This is a genomic window from Fibrobacter sp., assembly GCF_017545445.1.
Lineage (GTDB): Bacteria > Fibrobacterota > Fibrobacteria > Fibrobacterales > Fibrobacteraceae > Fibrobacter.
The window spans coordinates 34346-54575 of sequence record NZ_JAFWOM010000133.1; the positions used below are offsets into that span (position 1 = coordinate 34346).

The 20230-nt window shown below is 46.1% G+C and carries 15 protein-coding genes; all 15 read left to right on the forward strand.

Going from position 1 to position 20230, the window contains the following annotated elements:
• Positions 1 to 89: 89 nt before the first annotated feature.
• The 15 genes from IKG78_RS14575 (at position 90) to IKG78_RS14645 (ending at position 20144) form a co-directional block, all read left to right on the forward strand.
• Positions 90 to 1730 (forward strand): glycoside hydrolase family 5 protein, encoded by a 1641-nt coding sequence (locus tag IKG78_RS14575; RefSeq protein WP_290944783.1) that lies wholly within the window; start codon positions 90 to 92, stop codon positions 1728 to 1730.
• A gap of 141 nt (positions 1731 to 1871) precedes the next feature.
• Positions 1872 to 3596 carry a hypothetical protein gene (locus IKG78_RS14580; RefSeq protein WP_290944784.1) on the forward strand — a complete coding sequence of 575 codons (1725 nt, stop codon included), beginning with the start codon at positions 1872 to 1874 and terminating at the stop codon, positions 3594 to 3596.
• A gap of 181 nt (positions 3597 to 3777) precedes the next feature.
• Positions 3778 to 4611: a TIGR02147 family protein gene (locus IKG78_RS14585; RefSeq protein ID WP_290944786.1), complete on the forward strand. Its 834-nt coding sequence runs from the start codon at positions 3778 to 3780 to the stop codon at positions 4609 to 4611.
• The gene (locus IKG78_RS14590) at positions 4604 to 5320 is read left to right on the forward strand and encodes a hypothetical protein (protein ID WP_290944787.1); all 717 of its coding nucleotides are present in this window, start codon (positions 4604 to 4606) and stop codon (positions 5318 to 5320) included. The genes IKG78_RS14585 and IKG78_RS14590 overlap by 8 nt, the downstream gene beginning before the upstream one ends.
• Before the next feature lie 80 nt (positions 5321 to 5400).
• Positions 5401 to 8091 carry a beta-L-arabinofuranosidase domain-containing protein gene (locus tag IKG78_RS14595; RefSeq protein WP_290944789.1) on the forward strand — a complete coding sequence of 897 codons (2691 nt, stop codon included), beginning with the start codon at positions 5401 to 5403 and terminating at the stop codon, positions 8089 to 8091.
• A 326-nt stretch (positions 8092 to 8417) separates the two neighbouring features.
• A complete protein-coding gene (locus IKG78_RS14600; RefSeq protein ID WP_290944790.1) occupies positions 8418 to 9881 on the forward strand; it encodes a T9SS type A sorting domain-containing protein in 1464 nt (487 codons plus the stop codon).
• A gap of 197 nt (positions 9882 to 10078) precedes the next feature.
• Positions 10079 to 10909, forward strand: a complete 831-nt coding sequence (locus tag IKG78_RS14605; protein WP_290944791.1) for a TIGR02147 family protein — start codon at positions 10079 to 10081, stop codon at positions 10907 to 10909.
• Positions 10902 to 11795 carry a hypothetical protein gene (locus IKG78_RS14610; RefSeq protein ID WP_290944793.1) on the forward strand — a complete coding sequence of 298 codons (894 nt, stop codon included), beginning with the start codon at positions 10902 to 10904 and terminating at the stop codon, positions 11793 to 11795. The genes IKG78_RS14605 and IKG78_RS14610 overlap by 8 nt, the downstream gene beginning before the upstream one ends.
• A gap of 254 nt (positions 11796 to 12049) precedes the next feature.
• The gene (locus tag IKG78_RS14615; protein ID WP_290944794.1) at positions 12050 to 13615 is read left to right on the forward strand and encodes a glycosyltransferase family 39 protein; all 1566 of its coding nucleotides are present in this window, start codon (positions 12050 to 12052) and stop codon (positions 13613 to 13615) included.
• Positions 13616 to 13808: 193 nt separating this feature from the next.
• On the forward strand, positions 13809 to 14546 hold the full coding sequence (locus tag IKG78_RS14620; protein WP_290944796.1) for a tetratricopeptide repeat protein: 738 nt from the start codon (positions 13809 to 13811) through the stop codon (positions 14544 to 14546).
• The gene (locus tag IKG78_RS14625) at positions 14546 to 15304 is read left to right on the forward strand and encodes a hypothetical protein (RefSeq protein WP_290944797.1); all 759 of its coding nucleotides are present in this window, start codon (positions 14546 to 14548) and stop codon (positions 15302 to 15304) included. The genes IKG78_RS14620 and IKG78_RS14625 overlap by 1 nt, the downstream gene beginning before the upstream one ends.
• Before the next feature lie 312 nt (positions 15305 to 15616).
• On the forward strand, positions 15617 to 16501 hold the full coding sequence (locus IKG78_RS14630; RefSeq protein ID WP_290944799.1) for a hypothetical protein: 885 nt from the start codon (positions 15617 to 15619) through the stop codon (positions 16499 to 16501).
• Between the two features lie 252 nt (positions 16502 to 16753).
• Positions 16754 to 18130, forward strand: coding sequence for a diguanylate cyclase (locus tag IKG78_RS14635; RefSeq protein WP_290944800.1), 1377 nt, complete (start codon positions 16754 to 16756; stop codon positions 18128 to 18130).
• A gap of 167 nt (positions 18131 to 18297) precedes the next feature.
• Positions 18298 to 19698 carry a DNA methylase gene (locus tag IKG78_RS14640; protein ID WP_290944802.1) on the forward strand — a complete coding sequence of 467 codons (1401 nt, stop codon included), beginning with the start codon at positions 18298 to 18300 and terminating at the stop codon, positions 19696 to 19698.
• Positions 19699 to 19928: 230 nt separating this feature from the next.
• Complete coding sequence (locus tag IKG78_RS14645) at positions 19929 to 20144, forward strand: hypothetical protein (RefSeq protein WP_290944803.1); 216 nt, start codon at positions 19929 to 19931, stop codon at positions 20142 to 20144.
• Positions 20145 to 20230 lie beyond the last annotated feature (86 nt).

Consider the following 20230-nt stretch of genomic DNA (forward strand, 5'->3'; position numbering starts at 1 on the left):
CTTTTTTGTCAATTCATCCTTTTTTGTGACATCGCCTTTTTGAAAATCTTTTGATTATATTCTAAAAAAGGGTTTCTCAAGGAGATGTTATGGTTTGGTCAAAAATTTTCGCAATCACCTGTGGTGTAGCGGCACTTGCTTGCTCTGTTTCCGCTGCCACGCTTCCAACAGCAAAAGAAGTTCAAGCCAAGATGGGCATGGGTTTCAATATCGGTAACTCGATGGAAGTGCCGAACAACCCGACTTTGTGGGGCAACCCTTACCCGACTCAGGCTTTGCTTGACTCCGTGAAGGCGGCGGGCTTCAACACGGTTCGTATTCCTTGCGCTTGGGACAGCCACGCTCCCGGTGGAGTCATCACAGAAACATGGCTCGATTCTGTGAAAACGGTCGTTGATTATGCCATGCGTGCGGGGCTTTACACGATTTTGAACATCCACCATGAAGGTGAAGGCGGTTGGTTCCAGAGCAACATTGGCACGAACGTCGATAATACCATCGACAAGAAAATGAAAACTTACTGGACGCAGATTGCGAATAAGTTTAAGGATTATAACGAACGTTTGCTTTTCGCTGGCGCCAACGAACCCGGCCCGAATGTGAACTCTTGGACCTCGCAGCATGTTTCTACGCTCATGCATTACTACCAAACGTTCATTGATGCGGTGCGTTCTACAGGAGGCAACAACGAAACTCGCTCCTTGATTATTCAGGGCCTCAACACCGACATCGACAAGTCCGTTGCAAGTGCTCCGGTAAGCACTTTCCCGAAGGACAAGGTTGAAGGTCGTTTGATGTTCGAAGTGCACTATTACGATCCGTACCAGTACACGCTCATGACGAGTCCTCAGGATTGGGGTGCTCCAGGTGGTGAAATGATTCAGCCGCAGTACTATTATGGCGATTACACTAAGGCGGGCGAAACTAAACGTAATGCTGGTTACAACGCATGGGCGGGTTCTGTCGATTCTAAGCTCGGGAGTATCGTGCATCCGCAGGAACAGTTTGCCAAGATGAAAACGAACTATGTCGATAAGGGCTACCCGGTCATTGTTGGCGAATTCGGCGCAAACGTCCGCTCTCCGGAATTGAACGGTTCAGACCTGAATCTGCATAAGCAAGGCCGCGTGCAGTGGCACAAAGATGTCGTTTCGGCGGCCAAGCAGTACGGGCTCACCCCGATTCTCTGGGACATGGGCAACGAGAGCAATTCCGGCTACGATAACATGGCTTATATTCGCCGTCAAAGCTCGCCAGTGGGCAAGGTGCTTGAAGTTGACGTTATCAACGCCATGCGCGGTGTTTATGGCCTCGGCAATTACGAGAACAAGGGCGTGACCCACGTCGAAGATTTTATTAACGGCGGCGATGCACCTGTTTCTAGTTCCAGTACAACCTCTCAGTCAAGCAGCTCTGTAACGAAAAATTGCGATGCTTTGATGCCGGAATGCGGCTGGCCTCCAGAAGAACTTTGTAAGGTTGGTTTAGTGGAATATTGCGATGGCTCGGCATTGCCGACTGTTCTTGTTAAGGGACCGGTGAAATTCCGTCGCGACGGTAACACGCTTTACGGCTCTGGCAACATTATGCTGTTCGACATGAACGGAAACCTTGTCCGCTCCACGAATAACGTGTCCGCCGGGCAGGCCCAAATGCAGTTGCGTGGCCTCCGACAAGGTAATTACATCGCCAAATGCAAGAATAGCGTTTTGCAAGTCAAGATTCGTTAACAAAGCTACCACGCGGGCATTTCTAACAATCTCCTCGCGGATATTTTTAAAAGGGACGGCGTAAACCGTCTCTTAATTTTATATTTGGTCATCATTTTTGAAATTTTATATTTTGTTGAAAAATTATAGTGAGACGTTGATATGAGTGAAGTGAATAGAATTATTGGCATTCTGTATATCCTTTCTGCTTTTTGTTTTGCAGAATGGTCGGGTGATGCGTCTCAACCGTCTTCCTCGCGAGAGGTTGGCGGAAAAACTTATTGGTCTATTACAAGTCCCGAAGAACTGGCCTGGTTCAAGGCTCAAATTGAGGCTGGCAATGATTCCATAAATGCAGTCCTCGAAAACGATATCTTCATGGGCAAGGATTCTGCAAGCGTTGGCTCTACAGTTTGGACTGCAATTGGAGCCTCAGACAGCATCGTGTTTAAGGGAGTGTTTGATGGAAATCACCATGCCATATATGGCCTTAAAAGCGAAGGCTCTGTCTCGAATCATGGCATGTTTGGCCTTTTTGGAATTGTTGGCGGTCAGGGCGTTATAAAGAATCTGAACCTCAAGAATATCGATATGAATAGTGACTTTTCCAATGAAATTGCGCCTTGTGGGGGAGGTATTGTTGCGTATTTGCTAAATGGAACGGTAGATAGCAGCTTTGTTTCGGGCCACATGAATGCAAAACGTACGAGTTTTGCTGGCGGTCTTGTGGGGCAGAATGCGCGGGGAACTGTTTCTCATTCAACGAATAAAGTAGTTATAACGCATACAGGCGAATATACAGGCTATTATGTTGGTGGTATTGTCGGGAAAAATGGCGGGACAGTTTCGAATTGCGTTAATTATGCGGCTATGTCCGGCAGTGGAGCAAAGTCCATTCGTGTAGCTGGAACTATTGGCGGTATTGTCGGGTATAATGCAGGCGGAAAAATCATGGAATGTGTCAATGTCGGGAACATCCATGTGGATACGAAAACAGAAATGTCAACTCGGAACGCCGAGGCTCGCGTTGGCGGAATTGCTGGATTTAATTACCAAGGCTCCGTTTCAAAATGTGCCAACTATGGTTCGATGAATGCCCAGGCAAGCTCGGAATTGAGTAAGGATTACGATACCGGAAATCCAGTCATTAACTACCCGGAAGCCGGTGGAATTGTTGGCGTTTCTTTAGATGGACTTGTCGAAAATGTCGTGAATTACGGCACTGTAGAGGCAACGTGTCCTAATGTTGAAAATAATGCCGCTGCCGGCGGGATTGTAGGCATGTTGAATAATTCCGGCATTACAAACAGTTATTCGATGGCTTCCGTGCAGTCCGACAATATGGCAGGATCCTTGGTGGGGATGGTTAAAGATACGTCGTCTTTAAGTGGAATATATGCGGTTGATGGCGATAAGTTGAAGACCGTGGCATCCGTTGATTCGCTTGCAACAATAAGTGAAACCAAGGGTGTTTCGAAGACCGAAGCGGAAAATTCCAATTTTGTGGATTTGTTGAATCAAAACGCTTCCGCGGATAACAAAATTTGGTCCAGATGTGCTGACAAAGGCTTGCCCATTATTGCGTCTCTTGCGGAGTATATGTGTTCGGAAGATTTGTTGAGTCTTGCGGTGCCTCTTGATTCAACGGGTAAAGGTACAACCGTTTTGTCGGGCGTCAAAAACATAGGACTGCACAATGTCCAAGTTGTTGGACGTGACCTTCAAATTACGACCCCTGATTTTAATGCCATGGTGTCCGTTTTCGATTCTCGGGGCAAAATGCTTTATCAGAGTTCTTGGGGGATGAATCGTCAGTACCGCGTGGCACATGCTGGCCGGTATATTTTAAAGATTGATCAGGACATCCGTGTCATTACCATAAAATAATATCGCCTTTTGTTGAATCGGCAAAACTAATTACGTCCTTTTCTCTATTATACAATGCGTATTATATGGTTTTCTTGATGCATGTTTTTCTATGAAAACATCCGTTTTGTAGCTTAAAAATATAATTGCGTGTATAATACAGATATTGCATCTTTCCATGTAAAAATTTATTTTATGTATTATGAAGTCTATTTTCGAATACCGCGATTACCATCTTTATTTGCAAGATTACTACGATGAACGCAAACGTTTGGGGGCGTTCTCTTGGCGCGAGTTTTGTCGAAATGCGGGGTTCTCTTCGCCGAATTTCTTGAAGCTCGTCAGCATGGGACAGAGCAAGCTCAGCAAAATAAAGGCTTGCCAGGTCGCGAAATCCATGGGACTCGTCGATTACGAAGAAGAGTACTTCTACCAGCTTGTCGCTTTTGGGAATGCCGAAAATAACGAATCCCAAAGGGCGGCTCTCCTTGAAATGCAACGTATAGCCTTGGAGCACGAGGTTCGCGTTGTGGATAAAGAGGCTTTCCAGTATTACGAATCGTGGAAGTATCCTGTGATTAGGGAACTTGCTCCGCTCATGCCGGGGGCAAATCCGCGTGATTTAGCGGATGTATGCAAGGAATACGTGTCTGCAGAAGAAGTTCGAGACGTTCTCGCGTTTCTCGTCAAAGCGGGATTTTTGAAAAAGGATGGCGAAAAAGTTTATTCGCAAACGGCACAGACTGTTGTCGGCTCCAAGGAGGCTCTTCCCATCGCCATCCGAGCCATGCACAAGGAAATGGCGATCATGGCTGCCCGTGCTGTTGACCGCTATTCTGTAAATGAACGTTTTTTTAACGGCGTTACGTTGAGCGTGAATCAGGATGCGTACAATAGAATTGTCGAAGAAATCAAGGCCTGTTGCAAAAAAGTTGTTGCCATCGCGAATGAATGTTCTAACTTTGAACAAGTGTGTAGAATCAATTTTCAGTTTTTCCCTGTCACCGATAAAATAGTGGAAAAGAAACATGCTTAAAAAGAGTGTTTATATCATTGGACTTTTTTCGTTGCTTGCAGTGGTTGCTTGCTCCAGCGGGACTGTTGATCCGAATGCGAATCCATTGGCTTATACGGATGAAAGCAGTTCTTCGATGAGCAAACAATCTATTAGTTGTTCTTCGATGTCTAGCTCATTAGATACGAATGATAAATATTTAGAAGGACAGCCAAGTGTTCATATAATTAAAGATGAGGCAACCGTGATTGTTGTGAACGTGGATAGTAATCTTCATATCGATACTTTGTATTCTCGTCTTGAATTTTCTACGGAAGTGACTCAAAAGTATGGTGTTGCTATCGGTGATAAAAATTACGTAAAGGTTTCTAATGATGGTCAAGTTGCGGTCTATGGAAAAGAACAAGGAGCGACAGCGACTTGTGATAACAATGAAAATAAATATCTTGCAAAGTTTAAGCTTGGACAAAATAATCGAATTGAAAAAACTATAGAACTGAAAAATTACGGTAGTGCTTGCGATAGCCTGTTCATCTTTTTTGAGGAATCGTGCAAACTTGCAAAATCAAAAGAGGGAATTGTTGGTGCTTGCGATAAAAATGGAAATCTTGATGCGTACTGTTCTTACGTCGATGAAAGTGCCGATTTCGATACGCTCTTAAGAGAATTTACTGAAGAAGTAGAAAAAATTTGCGAAGAAGGCCATTGTCAAATCAACAAAACTAATTGATTTAGTACCATTCTTATCCTCCGTTTTTCAATCTATTTTCTAGAGTGGGGTTGAATACACTCTAGAAAAAGGTGGAAACAATGAAGTTAGGATGGTTTGGTAAGCATGTTCGCTCGGCGATTGCTTTGACGGGACTTGCGTGCAGTCTCGGATTTTCTCAGGATTTGCTTTACCCCGACATGTTCGCATTGTCGGATGTGCAGCTTTTGGACGGAGTCTTGAAGGAACGTCAGGACTTGAATGTCGAAACGCTCCTCAGCTACGATGTCGATCGCTTGCTTGCGCCGTTTTACGAAGAAGCGGGCATGAGGCCGAAGGCGAGCAAGTTCCCGAACTGGGCGGGCCTCGATGGCCATGTGCTCGGGCATTACTTGAGCGCACTCGCGATGCATTACGCCGATAACGACGACGTTCAGGTCAAGGAACGCATTGAATATATCTTGAAGGAACTCAAGACGATTCAGGACCAGAATTCCAAGGACAATAACTTCAAGGGTTACATCAGCGGAGTGCCGAATGGCAAGCAAATGTGGCTCAAGATGAAGAACGGCGATGCCGGTGCGCAAAACGGCTATTGGGTGCCGTGGTACAATATCCACAAGCTTTATGCGGGTCTGCGTGACGCCTATATTTATGCGGGTTATGAGCAGGCAAAGACGATGTTCTTGGCGCTTTGCGACTGGGGTATTACCATTACGAATGGCCTGAATGATTCCAAAATGCAGCAGATGCTCGGTACGGAACATGGCGGCATGCCCGAAGTCTATGCTGACGCCTACAAGCTCACGAAAGACGAAAAGTATTTGAATGCCGCAAAGAAGTGGTCGCACCAGTGGCTTTTGAATCCGATGTCGCAGGGCAATGACAACTTGACGAACGTGCATGCGAATACGCAGGTGCCGAAAGTTGTGGGTTTCGCGCGAATTGCGGAACTCTCGGGCGATGAAAAGTACAAGAAAGGTTCCGATTTCTTCTGGCAGACAGTTGTGAATAAACGCAGTATCGCCATTGGCGGCAACAGCATTTCGGAACATTTCCCGGCGCTTAACAACCATAAAAAGTTTGTCGAAGAACGCGAAGGACCAGAATCCTGCAATACGTACAACATGCTCAAGTTGACGGAACGATTGTTCAACATCAAGCACGATGCGCATTACACCGACTTCTATGAACGTGCACTTTTCAACCACATCCTTTCGACAATCCATCCGAAACACGGTGGTTATGTGTATTTCACACCAGCACGTCCGCGCCATTACCGCGTATATTCCAAGATCAATGCGGGCATGTGGTGCTGCGTCGGTTCGGGCATGGAAAACCCGGCGAAGTACAATCAGTTTATTTATACCAAAGACAAGGACGCTCTCTATGTGAACCTCTTTGTGGCCTCCATGCTGAACTGGAAAGACAAGAGCGTAAAAATCAAACAGGAAACAGCTTTCCCGAAGGGGGAATCTTCCAAGTTCACGATTACAGGCAGTGGCGATTTCGATATGCAGATTCGCCATCCGTACTGGGTCAAGGAAGGTGAATTCAAGGTCATTGTCAATGGCGATACCGTCGTGAAGAAATCAACGCCGTCGAGCTACGTTTCTGCCGGAAAGTCCTGGAAGTCGGGCGATGTTGTCGAAGTGCTTTACCCGATGTACACGCATGTTGAAGATTTGCCGGGCGTGACGGATTACGTGGCGCTTTTGCATGGGCCGATTGTGCTTTCTGCAAAGACGGGTACGGCAAATTTGAATGGCCTTGTCGCCGATGACGGTCGCTGGAGCCATATCGCGTCTGGAGCGTTGGAATCGCTGGATCAGGCGCCGATGCTTGCGAGCAAAAAAGAAGATATCCCCTCGAAGGTGGAACCGGTGAAGGGCGAGCCGTTGCACTTCAAGGCTCCTTACCTCTTCGCAAAACAAAAAGACGCAAGCCTGCTTCTGGAGCCGTTCTACGAAGTTCACGATGCCCGTTATATGATGTATTGGATGGTGCTTACGGACCCGACGATTCTCGACCGCTTGGAAAAGGAACAGAAAGAAGCTTTGGCGCTTGACGAAAAGACGGTCGATAAGGTGGCTCCGGGTGAGCAACAGCCGGAAGTCGATCACAAGATGGAAGAGAAAAATTCCACCAAGGGCACGGCAAACGGAGAATTTTACCGCGATGCGGGCAAGTGCTCGGGCGGCGATGGTGGTCTCATCAGTTACGAATTCGAGACGAATAGTGAAGATTCCCTGAGCCTTATGGTGCGTTACTGGGGCAACGAAGGCTGCACGCGTGAATTTGACATCTCCATTGACGGCGAAAAACTTACGACCGAGACGATTTCGAACCGCTGGAAAAAGGACGAATTTGTGAATGTGACGTACCCGATTCCAGACAAGATGATTAAGGGCAAGAAGGTGGTGCGTATCGCGTTCTCGGCAACTTCTGGAATGGTGGGCGGAATTTATGGAGTACGACTCCTCCGCAACAAGCCGAAGCCAGTTGTTGTGGAACCGCCGTCAAGTTTCAAACCTGTCGCTGTGCAGCAAGGCCTCCGCGTGCGTGCGGACCGTCAAACGCTTCAAATCGAATCTAGCCTTCCGCTTTCTCATACGATGAGCGTGAAAATCTATTCGATGGACGGGCGACTAAAGCTCTCGCAAGTGCTCCCGACAGGTGCAAGCGAATTTAACGTCGATATCGCTGGCCTCAAGAACGGCAACTACATCGAGCGACTCTTCCAAGACGGTCTCGTCCGCGGTTATACGTTGTTCAATAAAAACGGACTTTAGACATTAAATCACACTCCTCAACCAAGAAGTCCTCGCAATTGCGAGGGCTTTTTTCCTATTCCTAACCACCAACCACTAACCACTTTTTACTTCCTACTGTTCCCATTGACTAATTGTCCACACAACCGTAGTGATTCCTTGTGATAAAGTGCACAAGCAGAGGTATATTATTATTGGGTTTAGTTAGGTAGAACACTGGTGTGTTCATGCTTGGTTTTGCAAAATCACGCGTTTGCGTGGTGTATTTCCTTGCGTGTATCAAATCAGTTTGGAGGACTTGTCCTATCGGGATAAAGAGTTGGGAACGATACAAAAGGAGAACATGTATGAACCATTTTGGTTTAAAATGTGCTGCTATGGCTTTTGCCATGGTCGCATCGGCACAGGCTTTTACGCTTACAGGTAAAGTAAGCGATGAAAGTGGTAAGGCTATTGAAAAGGCTTCTGTCGAGCTTTTGAAGGAAGGTCTCAAAACGACGACCGACGCAAAAGGCGAATTCAAAATTTTCAAGGAAGAAAAGAATGATTCGATAGGAGGCTCGGAAGCCATTCATGTGGCAAGACGTTCTATCGGCTACGTGAGCGTGATGAATGGGGTGTTATCTTATTCGCAGAGTACAAATGAACCGGTTCGCGTACAAATTTTTGATGCCGTGGGTTCTCGTATTTTGAACGAAACGCTTCAGGGCAAGGGAACGCTGGACATGCAGTCTGTTGTCAAGGCTCAGGGTTCTTACTTTGCTCGTGTGAGCGTGGGCAGTGCTCAAAGCACGTTCCGCTTTACTTCTAATGGCAATTACAAGGCTTCTTTTGGCGAAGCCGTTGCTCGTGGCCTTGCAAAAGAAGGCGATGGCGACAGTCTCCGCGTGATTGCTACGGATTACGATACTTTGACGGTTACGCTCAGCAACTTGGATACAAACTTAACGCTCAAACTCAAAAAGACGGTCAAGCAGCCGGAATACGCATACGGCTGGGGCCTCAAAAACGATCCTGTGCCGACACGCGGTTGCGGCAAGGATACCAAGCTTGATTACAAGTATCGCGGCGACAAGCCGTACATTGACTTCAAGTGGAGCAAGGGTACGCGTACCGTGCGTATCGACATCCCGAAGAGCTACGACAAGAATAAACCGTACAAACTCATTTTCGGCATGCAGTGCATGGGCGGCTGGGCCGGCGGCGTTCAGGACGAAGGCTACTATGGCCTGAAGCCGTTTGACAAGGAAGAATCGGTTATTTTCGTCGCTCCGGAAGGTAACGGAAACCAGGCCCCGTGGGCACAAGACGACTACTTGCTTTTCGATGAACTCCTCGCTATGCTCGAAGGTAACTTCTGCATCGACTCTTCTCGCGTGTTCTCGACCGGCTTTAGCTATGGCTCCATGTTCAGTAACGGACTTTCCTGGAACCATCAAGACGTGCTCCGTGCGGTCGCTGTTTATGAAACTGCAGAACGCAACATCTGGCTCCCGCAGCGCAAAAAGATGGGCATCGGTTGGATGGGCGTGCTCGGCTTGCAAGATGACTTGTGCCGTCCGGAAATGGGACGCGCGGCCCGCGATATCATCTTGGAACTCAATTCCGAAGGCGGCAAGGCGAAGAACGAAAGAGCTCAGGAATATGGCGGCAACGGTCCTCACCTCTGCTATGACTACAAGACTGTCGAAGAACGCTTCCCGGTCCGCTGGTGCACGCAGAACGGTGGCCACATCTGGGATCACAAGGATCCTGGCCAGCGTCAGTCTTGGGTGCCTGAAACTACTTGGGATTTCTTCAATAAGTTCTAAGACAAGAAATTCTTTCCTCCTCATAAGCTCCCGGTTCCGGCCGGGAGTTTTTATTATTGTCCCCTAATTTCTTTTATGCGGCAAAATGTGTTATATAATTAAAAATATTTTAAAGAATTGTAAATTTTGCCAATTTTTTAATAAAAAAGCGATTTTTGTGTTATGAAAAAACTATATTGTTGCGCAAGGCAAAACCCATGAAACCGATATTTGAATTTTTGGATTATAGGCAGTACATGCAAGCGTTTTATGATGAACGCAAGCATCTTTCTGCATTTTCGTGGAGAGAGTTTTCGCGAATTGCAGGATTTTCGTCATCAAACTACATGAAACTTGTATGTGATGGAAAAAGCCGACTTTCAAAAGTGGGGACCGAACAGGTTGCTATGGCTATGGAACTCGAAGGGAGCGCCAAAGAATACTTTAAGGAAATGGTTTCGTTTGCCGATTCCCGTGACGAACAAAAGAAAAAGTCTTCGTTTGCGAGAATGCAGGAACTCGCGAAGGAAAATAAAGTGCGTACCTTGGCGGGCGATGCTTACGCTTATTTTAGCAATTGGTACAATCCCGTTTTGCGTGAACTTGCTCCCATGAATCCCGGTGCAAAACCGTTGGATCTTTCAAAGTTGTGTTACCCTGAATTGAACGCGACCGAAATTCGCAAATCGCTGGATTTTATGGTGCATATGGGGCTTCTCAAAAAATATGGTGAATATCATTACGAACAGACTGAAAAAGTTGTGACAGGGACGCCGGGCTGTGTTCGTCCGACGATGCGACCCATGCATAAGCAGATGGCGGAACTTGCCGTGAATGCTGTAGAAAATATTCCTATAGAAGAACGGAATTTTTCGGGAATCACGATGGGAATTTCGCAAAAAACTTTCCAGCGGATTTCGCAAGAAGTCGAAAAGTTTAGAAAAAAGATTGTCGCAATCGCGTGTGAAGACCAAAATGGCGAACAAGTTTATAGATTGAATTTGCAACTCTTCCCGCTGACAAAGCGTAAGGGAGCGAACCATGACTAGAGGGACCTTACTGCTTTTTGTAATTATTTTATTTGCTGCGTGTTCTAATTCGGACAATCTAGCGGGCGTGACAACGGAACCAAACGATGTAGCGAAGGAGACTGAAAATGCTCTTTCTGCAAGTGTAGGGCTTTCAAGTGGTTTCGAAACATCGGGGGGCACGGGGGAAGAAACTGCTTTGTCATGTGAAAAAAACGTTTCTAGATCTTCATCAAGTGCCTCGCGAAAAAGATCGAGTTCATCGGCATTTGCTGTGGCTTTAAGTTCTGCTTCGGTGATTCTGGATGTAAAGCCGGATTCGCTACGAGCTGTGCTTGATAGCGTTCTTGCAATTTTGGAAGGAAACAACGGTTTTGCCCAAAGCAACGATTCTACGCTTTTGCCGACAACATCGTCTTCTAAGACTGTATATAATTTCATGACGGCTGGGCAACTGTATTCAGAACAGGCTCAATGTTTCGTGCGGTTGTACGAAGAAGAAAATGGAGTCCAGATGGTTGGTGGACTCCGCGGATTCTTTATGCAGACGACTCTTGTACTGCGTGATGAACATGTGATGTTGCGGATGCTGAGCAATAACTATTGGGGAGGCGATGTAGTGACAGAATGCCGTACCGATAGCATGAACTTCCAAAAAAATTGTGAATCCCAATCAGGGACGTTCCGAAATTACAGAACCGGAAGCGGTTGCGAAAATGCTGGCGGAACCCTGCAACTCGCATGTGCGATTCCGATGCCCGAAAAGGCTGTTGTTTCAGAGCTTTTGACGGATGAAGCCGAAATGTACAAACAAAATTGTAAATCAGAACCGATTAAGGAGCCTGTTTGTACTGTAGTTTGTGAAACTGGTGATGGGGACGAATCTTGCCATATGTCTTGTCTTTAAAAAAGAAATTTTGTAATAAATGATGTAAATAAATTATATTTAAACTTGTTCACGGAATTTATACCTTTAAAATTGATATGAAAAAATACCTCAAAACTCCAGAATTTATTGCGGCTATTTGTTTTTTCTTTTTCTTTGCGCTTGGAATATTTGGCAATATTTCTGTTAAAAATGTAAATTTTGTACAAAATGGAAAAACGGAGAGCGTGTCGCTTCCTTTTGGTAGGGATATCGAAATCAATAAACCATTTAACATGGAATTCGATATCGTTAGTCCCTATAATTTTTCATACAACATGTGGATTATTCCAGATGATTGTGCCGATAAAGTTGCTGTTAACAACAACGTGATAGATCTTTCAAAATTCAAGGATAATTGCAGTTTTTCAAAGGGCTTTATGCTGCCGGATAGTGTAATCGCTCCTTATCGGCAAAGCGGAACGACGCATTATGTCATGACGCTAAGGAATATGGGCGGCCCCGGCGGATTTATGTTTTTTGTGAAGATGAATTCGATTGTAGGCTATGCCATTAACGTTCTTGCTTTTATTTCGCTTTCGTTGTTTTTTGCTTTTATCGCTCGACGTTTGCGTTTTGGAAAAACTTTAATTGCATTGCTCTTTATTGGGATCCTTTTCCGTTGCGTATTCTTTATGGCGATGCCGTATAAGAAGTTTTCAATGGACGTGGAAGGACATATCGAGTATATTCAATATGTTATCGAAAATCACTCTGTCCCCAGTACTCAAGATTGTTGGTCTTGCTACCATCCGCCTGTGTATTATGTGGCCGCATCACCGTTTTATGTGTTGAGTGAATTTTTGGGCTTGCCAGCAACGGCGGGACTCCAGAGTTTCAGTTTGCTGCTTTCTGTATTGACTGCATTTTTCGGGATGTTGTTCCTCAGAAAAATTCTTGAGGGGTGGCCTTTAATTATAGCATCATCTCTTTGGATTTTCTGGCCGTTAATGATTATGGTCACGCCCCGTATCGGAAATGATTCCATGTTTTATTTGATGCATGTTTTATGCATGTGGGCTGGAATGAGTTATGTTAAGGATGGCCGTGGAAAAAATTTGATATTGGCTCTTGTTGCAACAGCGCTTGCATTATGGACTAAATCAACAGGGGCTGTTACGCTAGGATTGTTCTTCGTGTTTATGTTGAGCGGATACTTTGTCAACAAGCGTTTCCAAAAGCCTTCTAAGTCTGAAATTGTTGCTTGGGCGATGTTTGTCATTATTGCTGTGACATTTGTTTTACGGAGAATCATGGGGGCCGAACTTGTCGGAAATGCCGATGTTTTGAACCGCTCGATGAGAGTTCCTAACTTTGCATTTAATTATCTGTATTTTGATCTGCGAAATTTCTTGGAGTATCCGTTTACAAGTGGCTGGGATAGCGCTATGGGTCGCGATTTTTTCTGGAATTATGCTCTTAAGTCCTCCATGTTTGGCGAATGGAGCATGCTGCCGACTGCGAATGGACGTTTTTGGGCAACGATGATGAGCGTGTTTTTGCTTGGACTTATCGTGTTTGCCATTCGCGGTTTCTGGAAAACTCGACTCGGCCTTGCCCATTGGATTTTGTTGTTGCAAGGCGTTGCATTTATTGCAGCGTTGATGGCGTTACGGATTAAGTATCCATTTGCGTGCAGTAATGATTTTAGGTACATCTTGCCGGTTCTCCTGAGTTTTGCTCCTTTTGTCGCGATGGGCGTAACCTTGAAGGAATCTTCGACATCATGGAAAGTGTGTGGCTACATTACGGTCGCCGCATTTATTGTGAGCAGTGCCGTTTTATATATAATGGTAATGTGAAAGAGTTTTTTGTTTTAATGCTTGTCATGCCCGCCTCCGTGCGGGCATCTCCTTTACTTGGGATATTTTTTGTTAATTGTAGAAGCTTATTCTAGGTAGAAGGTATTACTTTTCTGCTTTTACTTTTTGTATATTCTAGCCGTAGAAAATAGACAGTGGGAACCCATTGACCAATGACTAAAAAGGCTTAAAAATGCGATTTTTTTGGACTGTTCTTTTAATTTTTTCTGTATCGCTTTGGGCAAGGCCCATTAACGATGGTAATAAGCTATTTACAAATGGCGATTATGCCGGGGCGCTTGAAAAGTACATGAAAGCTCGCGAGGCCGAACCCGCAAATCCGCTTTTGTTCTATAACATCGGTACGTGCCAGTACAAACTTGGAAATTACGAAGAAGCCAAAAAGGAACTCGAAAGCGCAGTCCGCATGCCCGATAAAAAGCTTGCGGCCAAGGCCGCGTACAATTTAGCGAACACGTATTTCCGTGTGGGTGAAAAGGTACCCGAAGGCAAAGAAAGCGAACGCATTGCCGCTTGGCGTGAGTCTGTCGCCTACTTGAAAAAAGCAATTGACTTGGACAATGATTTTGAAAACGCCAAGAAGAACGTGGAAATTGTCCAGCGCAAGCTCAAGGAAGAACTCGACAAGCAAAAGCAGAATCAAGACCAGAATCAGGACAACAACCAGAAACAGCCCCCGCTCTCTGACAAGGCAAAGCAAGTTTTGGCGCGTGCCATGCAGTTGAGCAAAGATGGCAAGTATGCCGAAGCGAAATCCATGCTTGAAAATCTGATAGCCGAAGATGAAACCGCCGGTCAGTTGAGCGGCCATGTGCAACGCCTCGACGATGTCATCGAAATCAAGGCCGGGCGCAAACCGAAGACCAAGATTGATGCCAGCAACACCGACAACGACTTGGAGGTGATCTGATGATTATTTTGAGACGAAAGACGAAAGACGAGAGACGAAAGAATTGTGTCAACCTGAGCGAAGCGTGGTGGAAGCAATCTCTCTCTCATCTCGTTTTGATAGCGATCTTCTTCCTTGCATCTGCGGCATTTGCGGCTCCCAAATCGGCTGCGGCTTACTATGGCGATGCTGCGTTCCAGTACATCGAAAATCGTTTACCTTCGGCAGAAATCACTTGCAACGAAGGCTTGCAACATTATCCGAACGATCAAAAATTGCAGATGCTCCTCGATCGCATTCACGAAGCGAAGAACGAGCAGAAAAACGAGAACAAGAAGAACGACAAGAATCAAGACAACAACGACCAAAATCAGAACGATCAGAATCAGGACCAGAATCAAGACAAGAATAACCAAGATCAAAACAAGGATCAGCAGAATCAGGACCAGCAAAACCAGAATGGTGACCAAAGTTCTTCCAGTTCTCAGAACGACCAAAATCAAGACCAGCAGAACCAAGGGAATCAAGGTCAGTCGAGTGATAGCAAGGCACAAAGTTCCGACAGCAATGGCGGCGGAGAACAACAGCAGCCTCAACAGCCCGAAGCCGGTTCTAGCGATAGCAATGGTTCCGAAGAAGAACAACAGCAGCCGCTTCAACCCGGCGAACTGACTCCTGAAGAAGCCGCCCAGCTCCTGAAAGACTTTGACGAACAGAACGGCGAACGCAAACCGTGGAAACCCGTCCGCGGCCAAGCCCGCCCTGCTAAAGACTGGTAAGCCGAGTGTCGCAGAAAAAATGCTTGCATTTTTTCTATGACCGAGGTGAGAGTCTTGCGCTCGAAGAGCGCAACGATTGGTAATCTTAAACTAACCTGACTCGTATCAACATGTCGTGCCCACTCAGGTCCCTGAGCTCGGTTGGTGAGCCTGCCGAACCATGTCGAAGGGTGGGCGTCTCCTTTTAACAACCTTTATTAGCGATTTTACAACTCAAGTAAATAAATTTTCGCTTTATACATCTTTTTTGCTTGTGCAATGCTTAAAAAAATTGTACATTAAAAAAGACAATTCCAAAAAAAAGAGGACTATATGAAAAAAATTTTGGCACTCCTTCCTGCCGCAACCCTTGCACTGACTGGTTGCGTGTCTTCGTCAGATGACGATTCGTCGTCCACTTCTGTGGTGCTTCCGGATGACTACATCATTGCTCAGATGGGTGAATTTACCTATGAAGACGGCAATATTGAAATTACAACGGCGACATGCACGGATGCTGCCAATGAATTCGTGTGGCAAAAAGAAAATCGCTTGGGATCCTTGAATTTAGTGAGTGACAATACTGCTGAGTTCGACGCAAAGCGCGACGGAAATAAAGTTTCTTATGCATTCAAGGCCATTGCTGGAGAAACTTTCCCGAATGGAGTGTTCTATAGATCCTCTTCGCTTAAGGATTCTCTCGTTGAAGGGTTTAGACTCGAAGACCCGTATTACAGCGAAGTTGCTTTCATCAACACGCAGTGCCTCTTTAGAAATTTTGGCGAAATGCAGGAAACCTTGGCTGAAATTGCAGGCGTTCCAAAGACCTCCATTACGATGGAATGCAATAAGATTAGCATTCAGGGCTTAGAAATGACCTATGATTCTCATACGAATACATCCATTAACTATACGATTTCTTATGCAGGCAAGTCTTGCCCGATAAAGCATGAATTCCGTTATGCGTATAATAAAGATGATTGCTCTGCTGCGTTTAAGGATTATCAGCAGGAATATGCAAACGGTGAAACGGAAGAATTCTTTAATTTCGAACTCTACGACCAGAATATTACCGCATGCTCTGATTTCGTGGATTTGATTGTTGATTTCCACACTGCGACTGGGCTTGCAAAATCTGGCTCGGATTCGTCGCTTAGTGAAAAGCAGATCAAGGATGTTCTCCGTGCTATCGGCAACCGCCTCCGCAAAGGAAAATAGTATTTAAGATAAATTAAAAATTCTCTATTTACTTTCTGTCACCCCGGCCATTGTGCCGGGGTCGGCTTTTTATGAGATTTTACTTTTGTTGTTTACTTTAGTTAGTGCCATTTTAAAGTAAACGGCATAAATTTCTCGATGAAGTGCAAAAACGTCTTTTTGTGTGCTTTTAGGTGTTAGCTCCGAAAACATTTTTGTTAAAATGGTATATATTTTGTATATCTAGCTAAAAATTCTGGCGGGGATCGCAATATGGATTTTGAAAATATTCTGTCGCACCACAGGGCTAAGGCCTGCGTCGTTTCTGTCGAAATGTTTCCAGACGGAACATTCGGGAATATCCGCGTTGTTGCCGGTAACCAGGCGCATTGTGCCGATATCGAAGCTATTACGCACCACCCGTTTGTTCCGGGATGTCCATACGAAATGTGTTTCCCTAAAAACCAGAATTTCGAGGACCACTGCTACCATTGCATTCACGAAGGCAAGCCGCTTCATGCCTACGTCAATCTCTACATGATGGGGCTGTGGCTGAATATGTTCCTTCTGCCGCTGGAATCCGATAGCGAAAATATTGGCTACTGCCTGTACTGCTACGATGTGGCCCCGAAGGCGGATTCTTCGGCGATGGCGGACCTTTCCGCGGAGACGGCTTCCGATGTGCTGAAAGCTTGCATCAAGTTGCGCGGTTCGAGCGATATCAAACAAGCGTTCCAGGAAGTGATTGCGGATATCGGCGAACTTTGTGGTTCCGAGCACTGCTGCATCTTGTTGACCGATTCGAAGAAACGTGAATGTACTATTTTTGCCGAATCGCTCCGCGAGGGGTCGAACTTGTTCCCGATGTCGCATTACATTGACGGGTTCTATCCGATTACGGAAACGTGGCCGAATACATTGGCCGGCAGCACGTGCGTCATTGTAAAAGATGAATCTGATATGGAAAAATTGCGTGACCAAAACCCGATTTGGGGGGCCTCGCTCGAACAAGCCGGGATAAAGACTATCGTGCTGTTCCCGCTCCGCCATGGCGGAGTAGTTCTAGGTTATATGTGGGCGCTCAATTTCAATGTCGCTGACGTGATGAAGATTAAGGAGACTCTCGAAGTTACGACGTTCTTCCTAGCGTCTGAAATTGCAAGCTACCAGCTTTTGAATGAACTTGAAATCATGAGCACGATTGATTCGCTCACGGGCGTCAAGAACAGAAACGTGATGAACAATCAAGTGGACCGCGTTGTCGCTGGAGAATTGCCGGTGCCGCAGGCGGTGCTCTTTATTGACTTGAACGGCTTGAAGCGCGTAAATGATGAACAAGGTCATAATGCTGGCGACAAGATGATTCGTTCAGCGGCATTGATTTTGCAAGAGGTGTTCCATGACGGGACGGTCTATCGTGCGGGCGGCGACGAGTTTATGATCGTCGTGCCTGAAATTACGGAAGATGAACTGCAAGACCGCGTTGCTCGTGCACATTTCCTTTCGGGCAAAACGGAAGATGTTCGTTTTTCGATAGGCGTATGCTATGGCGAACGCAATATCCGCCGCGCAATGCGACTTGCTGACGAACGGATGTACGCTAACAAGAACGTGTACTACGAAGCCCACCCGGAACTGAAATACAGGTAATTGAAGTTAGACTAGAAATAGTCATCCTATTACATTGTCACCCCGGACTTGTTCCGGGGTCTGTTTTATAAATAACCGATCCCGCAGCGGAGTGCGGGATGATGCCGCCATCTAAATTCTATGTTCTCACCGCTCATGCATTACCGGTCATAGCTATATTTAACCTTATGAGATTGCCGCGCGAAACTCGAACTTACGTTGCCATCGACTTGAAGTCGTTTTTTGCGTCCGTGGAGTGCGTGCTCCGTGGGCTTGATCCGTTGACGACGAATCTTGTGGTGGCTGATGCGAGCCGCACGGAGAAAACGATTTGCCTTGCTGTGACCCCGAGCCTTAAAGCGTACGGAATCCCCGGGCGAGCACGCTTGTTCGAGGTTATCCAGAAGGTGCGTGAAGTCAAACGGCGGACGGGCGAAGATGTGCAGTACATCGTGGCTCCGCCGCAAATGGCAAAGTACGTGGAATATTCGACTCGCATTTATGAAGTTTATTTAAAATACGTGAGTGAAGAAGATATTCATGTTTATTCTATTGACGAATGCTTTATCGACTTGACGCATTACCTTTCGCTGTACAAGAAATCGGCGAGGGAGCTGGCGAAAGACATGATTCGCGATGTGCTTGAAACGACAGGCATTACGGCGACGGCTGGCATCGGGACTAATCTTTACCTTTGCAAAATTGCGATGGACGTGATGGCGAAGCATGTTGAGCCGGATGCGGATGGCGTGCGAATCGCTGAACTTGATGAGATGACGTATCGCAAGGAACTTTGGGGTCATAGGCCAATCACGAGTTTTTGGCAGTTGGGCCGTGGCATCGCGGAGCGTTTGGCTCATTGCTATTTGAATAACGGACGTGGAATTTTTACGATGGGCGACCTTGCCCGTGCAAGCGTCAAGAATCCTGATGCGTTGTACAAAATGTTCGGCGTGAATGCGGAAATTTTGATTGACCATGCATGGGGCTACGAACCGTGCGGCATTGCAGAAATCAAGCGGTATAAATCCAAGTCGCATAGCATTGGCGGGGGGCAAGTTTTAAGTTGTGCCTACGAATGTGCCAAAGCGAAAATCGTCATCCGTGAAATGGTGGATACGCTTGCGCTCGACCTTGTGGAAAAAGGGCTTGTGACAAATGGCCTCACGCTTCATGTGGGCTACGACCGCGAAAATGTAGATAAAGGAATTTATCATGGCGAGACTGTTGTGGATGGTTATGGACGCACTATTCCAAAACCTGCGCATGGGACAGCTCCGTTGATGAATTATACATCGTCTGCTACGGCGATTGCCGAGGCGGTGATGAAATTGGCGGACCGCATCATGAATCCTTTGCTGACTGTGAAACGTTTGAACCTTACTGCAAATAACGTTGTAAGCTCAACGCAAGAAAGCTACGACCTCTTTACGGATGTGAAAAAAGTCGAACGCGAAAAGAAGATGATGCTTGCCCAAATCGCCATCAAAAAACGTTTTGGCAAGAATGCGATTTTCAAAGGCATGGACATGCAGGAGGGCGCAACCACGCGAGAACGCAACGAACAAATCGGAGGACACAAGGCGTGAGGTTAGACGAAAGAACGGCTCTACGAGCCTACAGACGAAAGTTTTTTTTTGTTAGGCGGCGAAGCCGCGACTATATCTCTCGTCTTTGGATTTTCGCTTTGCTCTAATCCCAAATGCTGGACTCGGTCATGCCCACGCAAGCGTGGTCGCGTCTCTCGCCCTACGCATTTGTCGTCTTTCGTCTAAAACAATCCTAATTTTACTAACCACTAATCACTAACCACTGCATTATGCTTGACAACTACAAAGACATAATAGACTTGCCGTATCCGCGAGATGATTGGAACTTTTTGATGAAGCATCCGCGAATGTCCATTGCCAACCGGGCGAAAATCTTCAGCCCGTTTGCTGCTCTGCGTGGCCACAACGAAAAAATTGCAGAAACCGCCGAACATCATCTAGAAGCGAACCGCGACGAGAATATGCTGGAAAATGTGGATGAATGAGTTCCCGATTGATAGTCAAATCAGAAAGCCTCCGGTTTTGGGCCGGAGGCTTGTTATTCAAGGAATCATGAAAATAAAATTTGCTT

Coding starts and splice junctions, on each gene's coding strand:
- IKG78_RS14615 (WP_290944794.1), top strand. CDS start 12,050: ATGGAATTCGATATCGTTAGTCCCTATAATTTTTCATACAACATGTGG.
- IKG78_RS14610 (WP_290944793.1), top strand. CDS start 10,902: ATGACTAGAGGGACCTTACTGCTTTTTGTAATTATTTTATTTGCTGCG.
- IKG78_RS14625 (WP_290944797.1), top strand. CDS start 14,546: ATGATTATTTTGAGACGAAAGACGAAAGACGAGAGACGAAAGAATTGT.
- IKG78_RS14600 (WP_290944790.1), top strand. CDS start 8,418: ATGAACCATTTTGGTTTAAAATGTGCTGCTATGGCTTTTGCCATGGTC.
- IKG78_RS14580 (WP_290944784.1), top strand. CDS start 1,872: ATGAGTGAAGTGAATAGAATTATTGGCATTCTGTATATCCTTTCTGCT.
- IKG78_RS14590 (WP_290944787.1), top strand. CDS start 4,604: ATGCTTAAAAAGAGTGTTTATATCATTGGACTTTTTTCGTTGCTTGCA.
- IKG78_RS14575 (WP_290944783.1), top strand. CDS start 90: ATGGTTTGGTCAAAAATTTTCGCAATCACCTGTGGTGTAGCGGCACTT.
- IKG78_RS14640 (WP_290944802.1), top strand. CDS start 18,298: ATGAGATTGCCGCGCGAAACTCGAACTTACGTTGCCATCGACTTGAAG.
- IKG78_RS14620 (WP_290944796.1), top strand. CDS start 13,809: ATGCGATTTTTTTGGACTGTTCTTTTAATTTTTTCTGTATCGCTTTGG.
- IKG78_RS14630 (WP_290944799.1), top strand. CDS start 15,617: ATGAAAAAAATTTTGGCACTCCTTCCTGCCGCAACCCTTGCACTGACT.
- IKG78_RS14585 (WP_290944786.1), top strand. CDS start 3,778: ATGAAGTCTATTTTCGAATACCGCGATTACCATCTTTATTTGCAAGAT.
- IKG78_RS14635 (WP_290944800.1), top strand. CDS start 16,754: ATGGATTTTGAAAATATTCTGTCGCACCACAGGGCTAAGGCCTGCGTC.
- IKG78_RS14645 (WP_290944803.1), top strand. CDS start 19,929: ATGCTTGACAACTACAAAGACATAATAGACTTGCCGTATCCGCGAGAT.
- IKG78_RS14605 (WP_290944791.1), top strand. CDS start 10,079: ATGAAACCGATATTTGAATTTTTGGATTATAGGCAGTACATGCAAGCG.
- IKG78_RS14595 (WP_290944789.1), top strand. CDS start 5,401: ATGAAGTTAGGATGGTTTGGTAAGCATGTTCGCTCGGCGATTGCTTTG.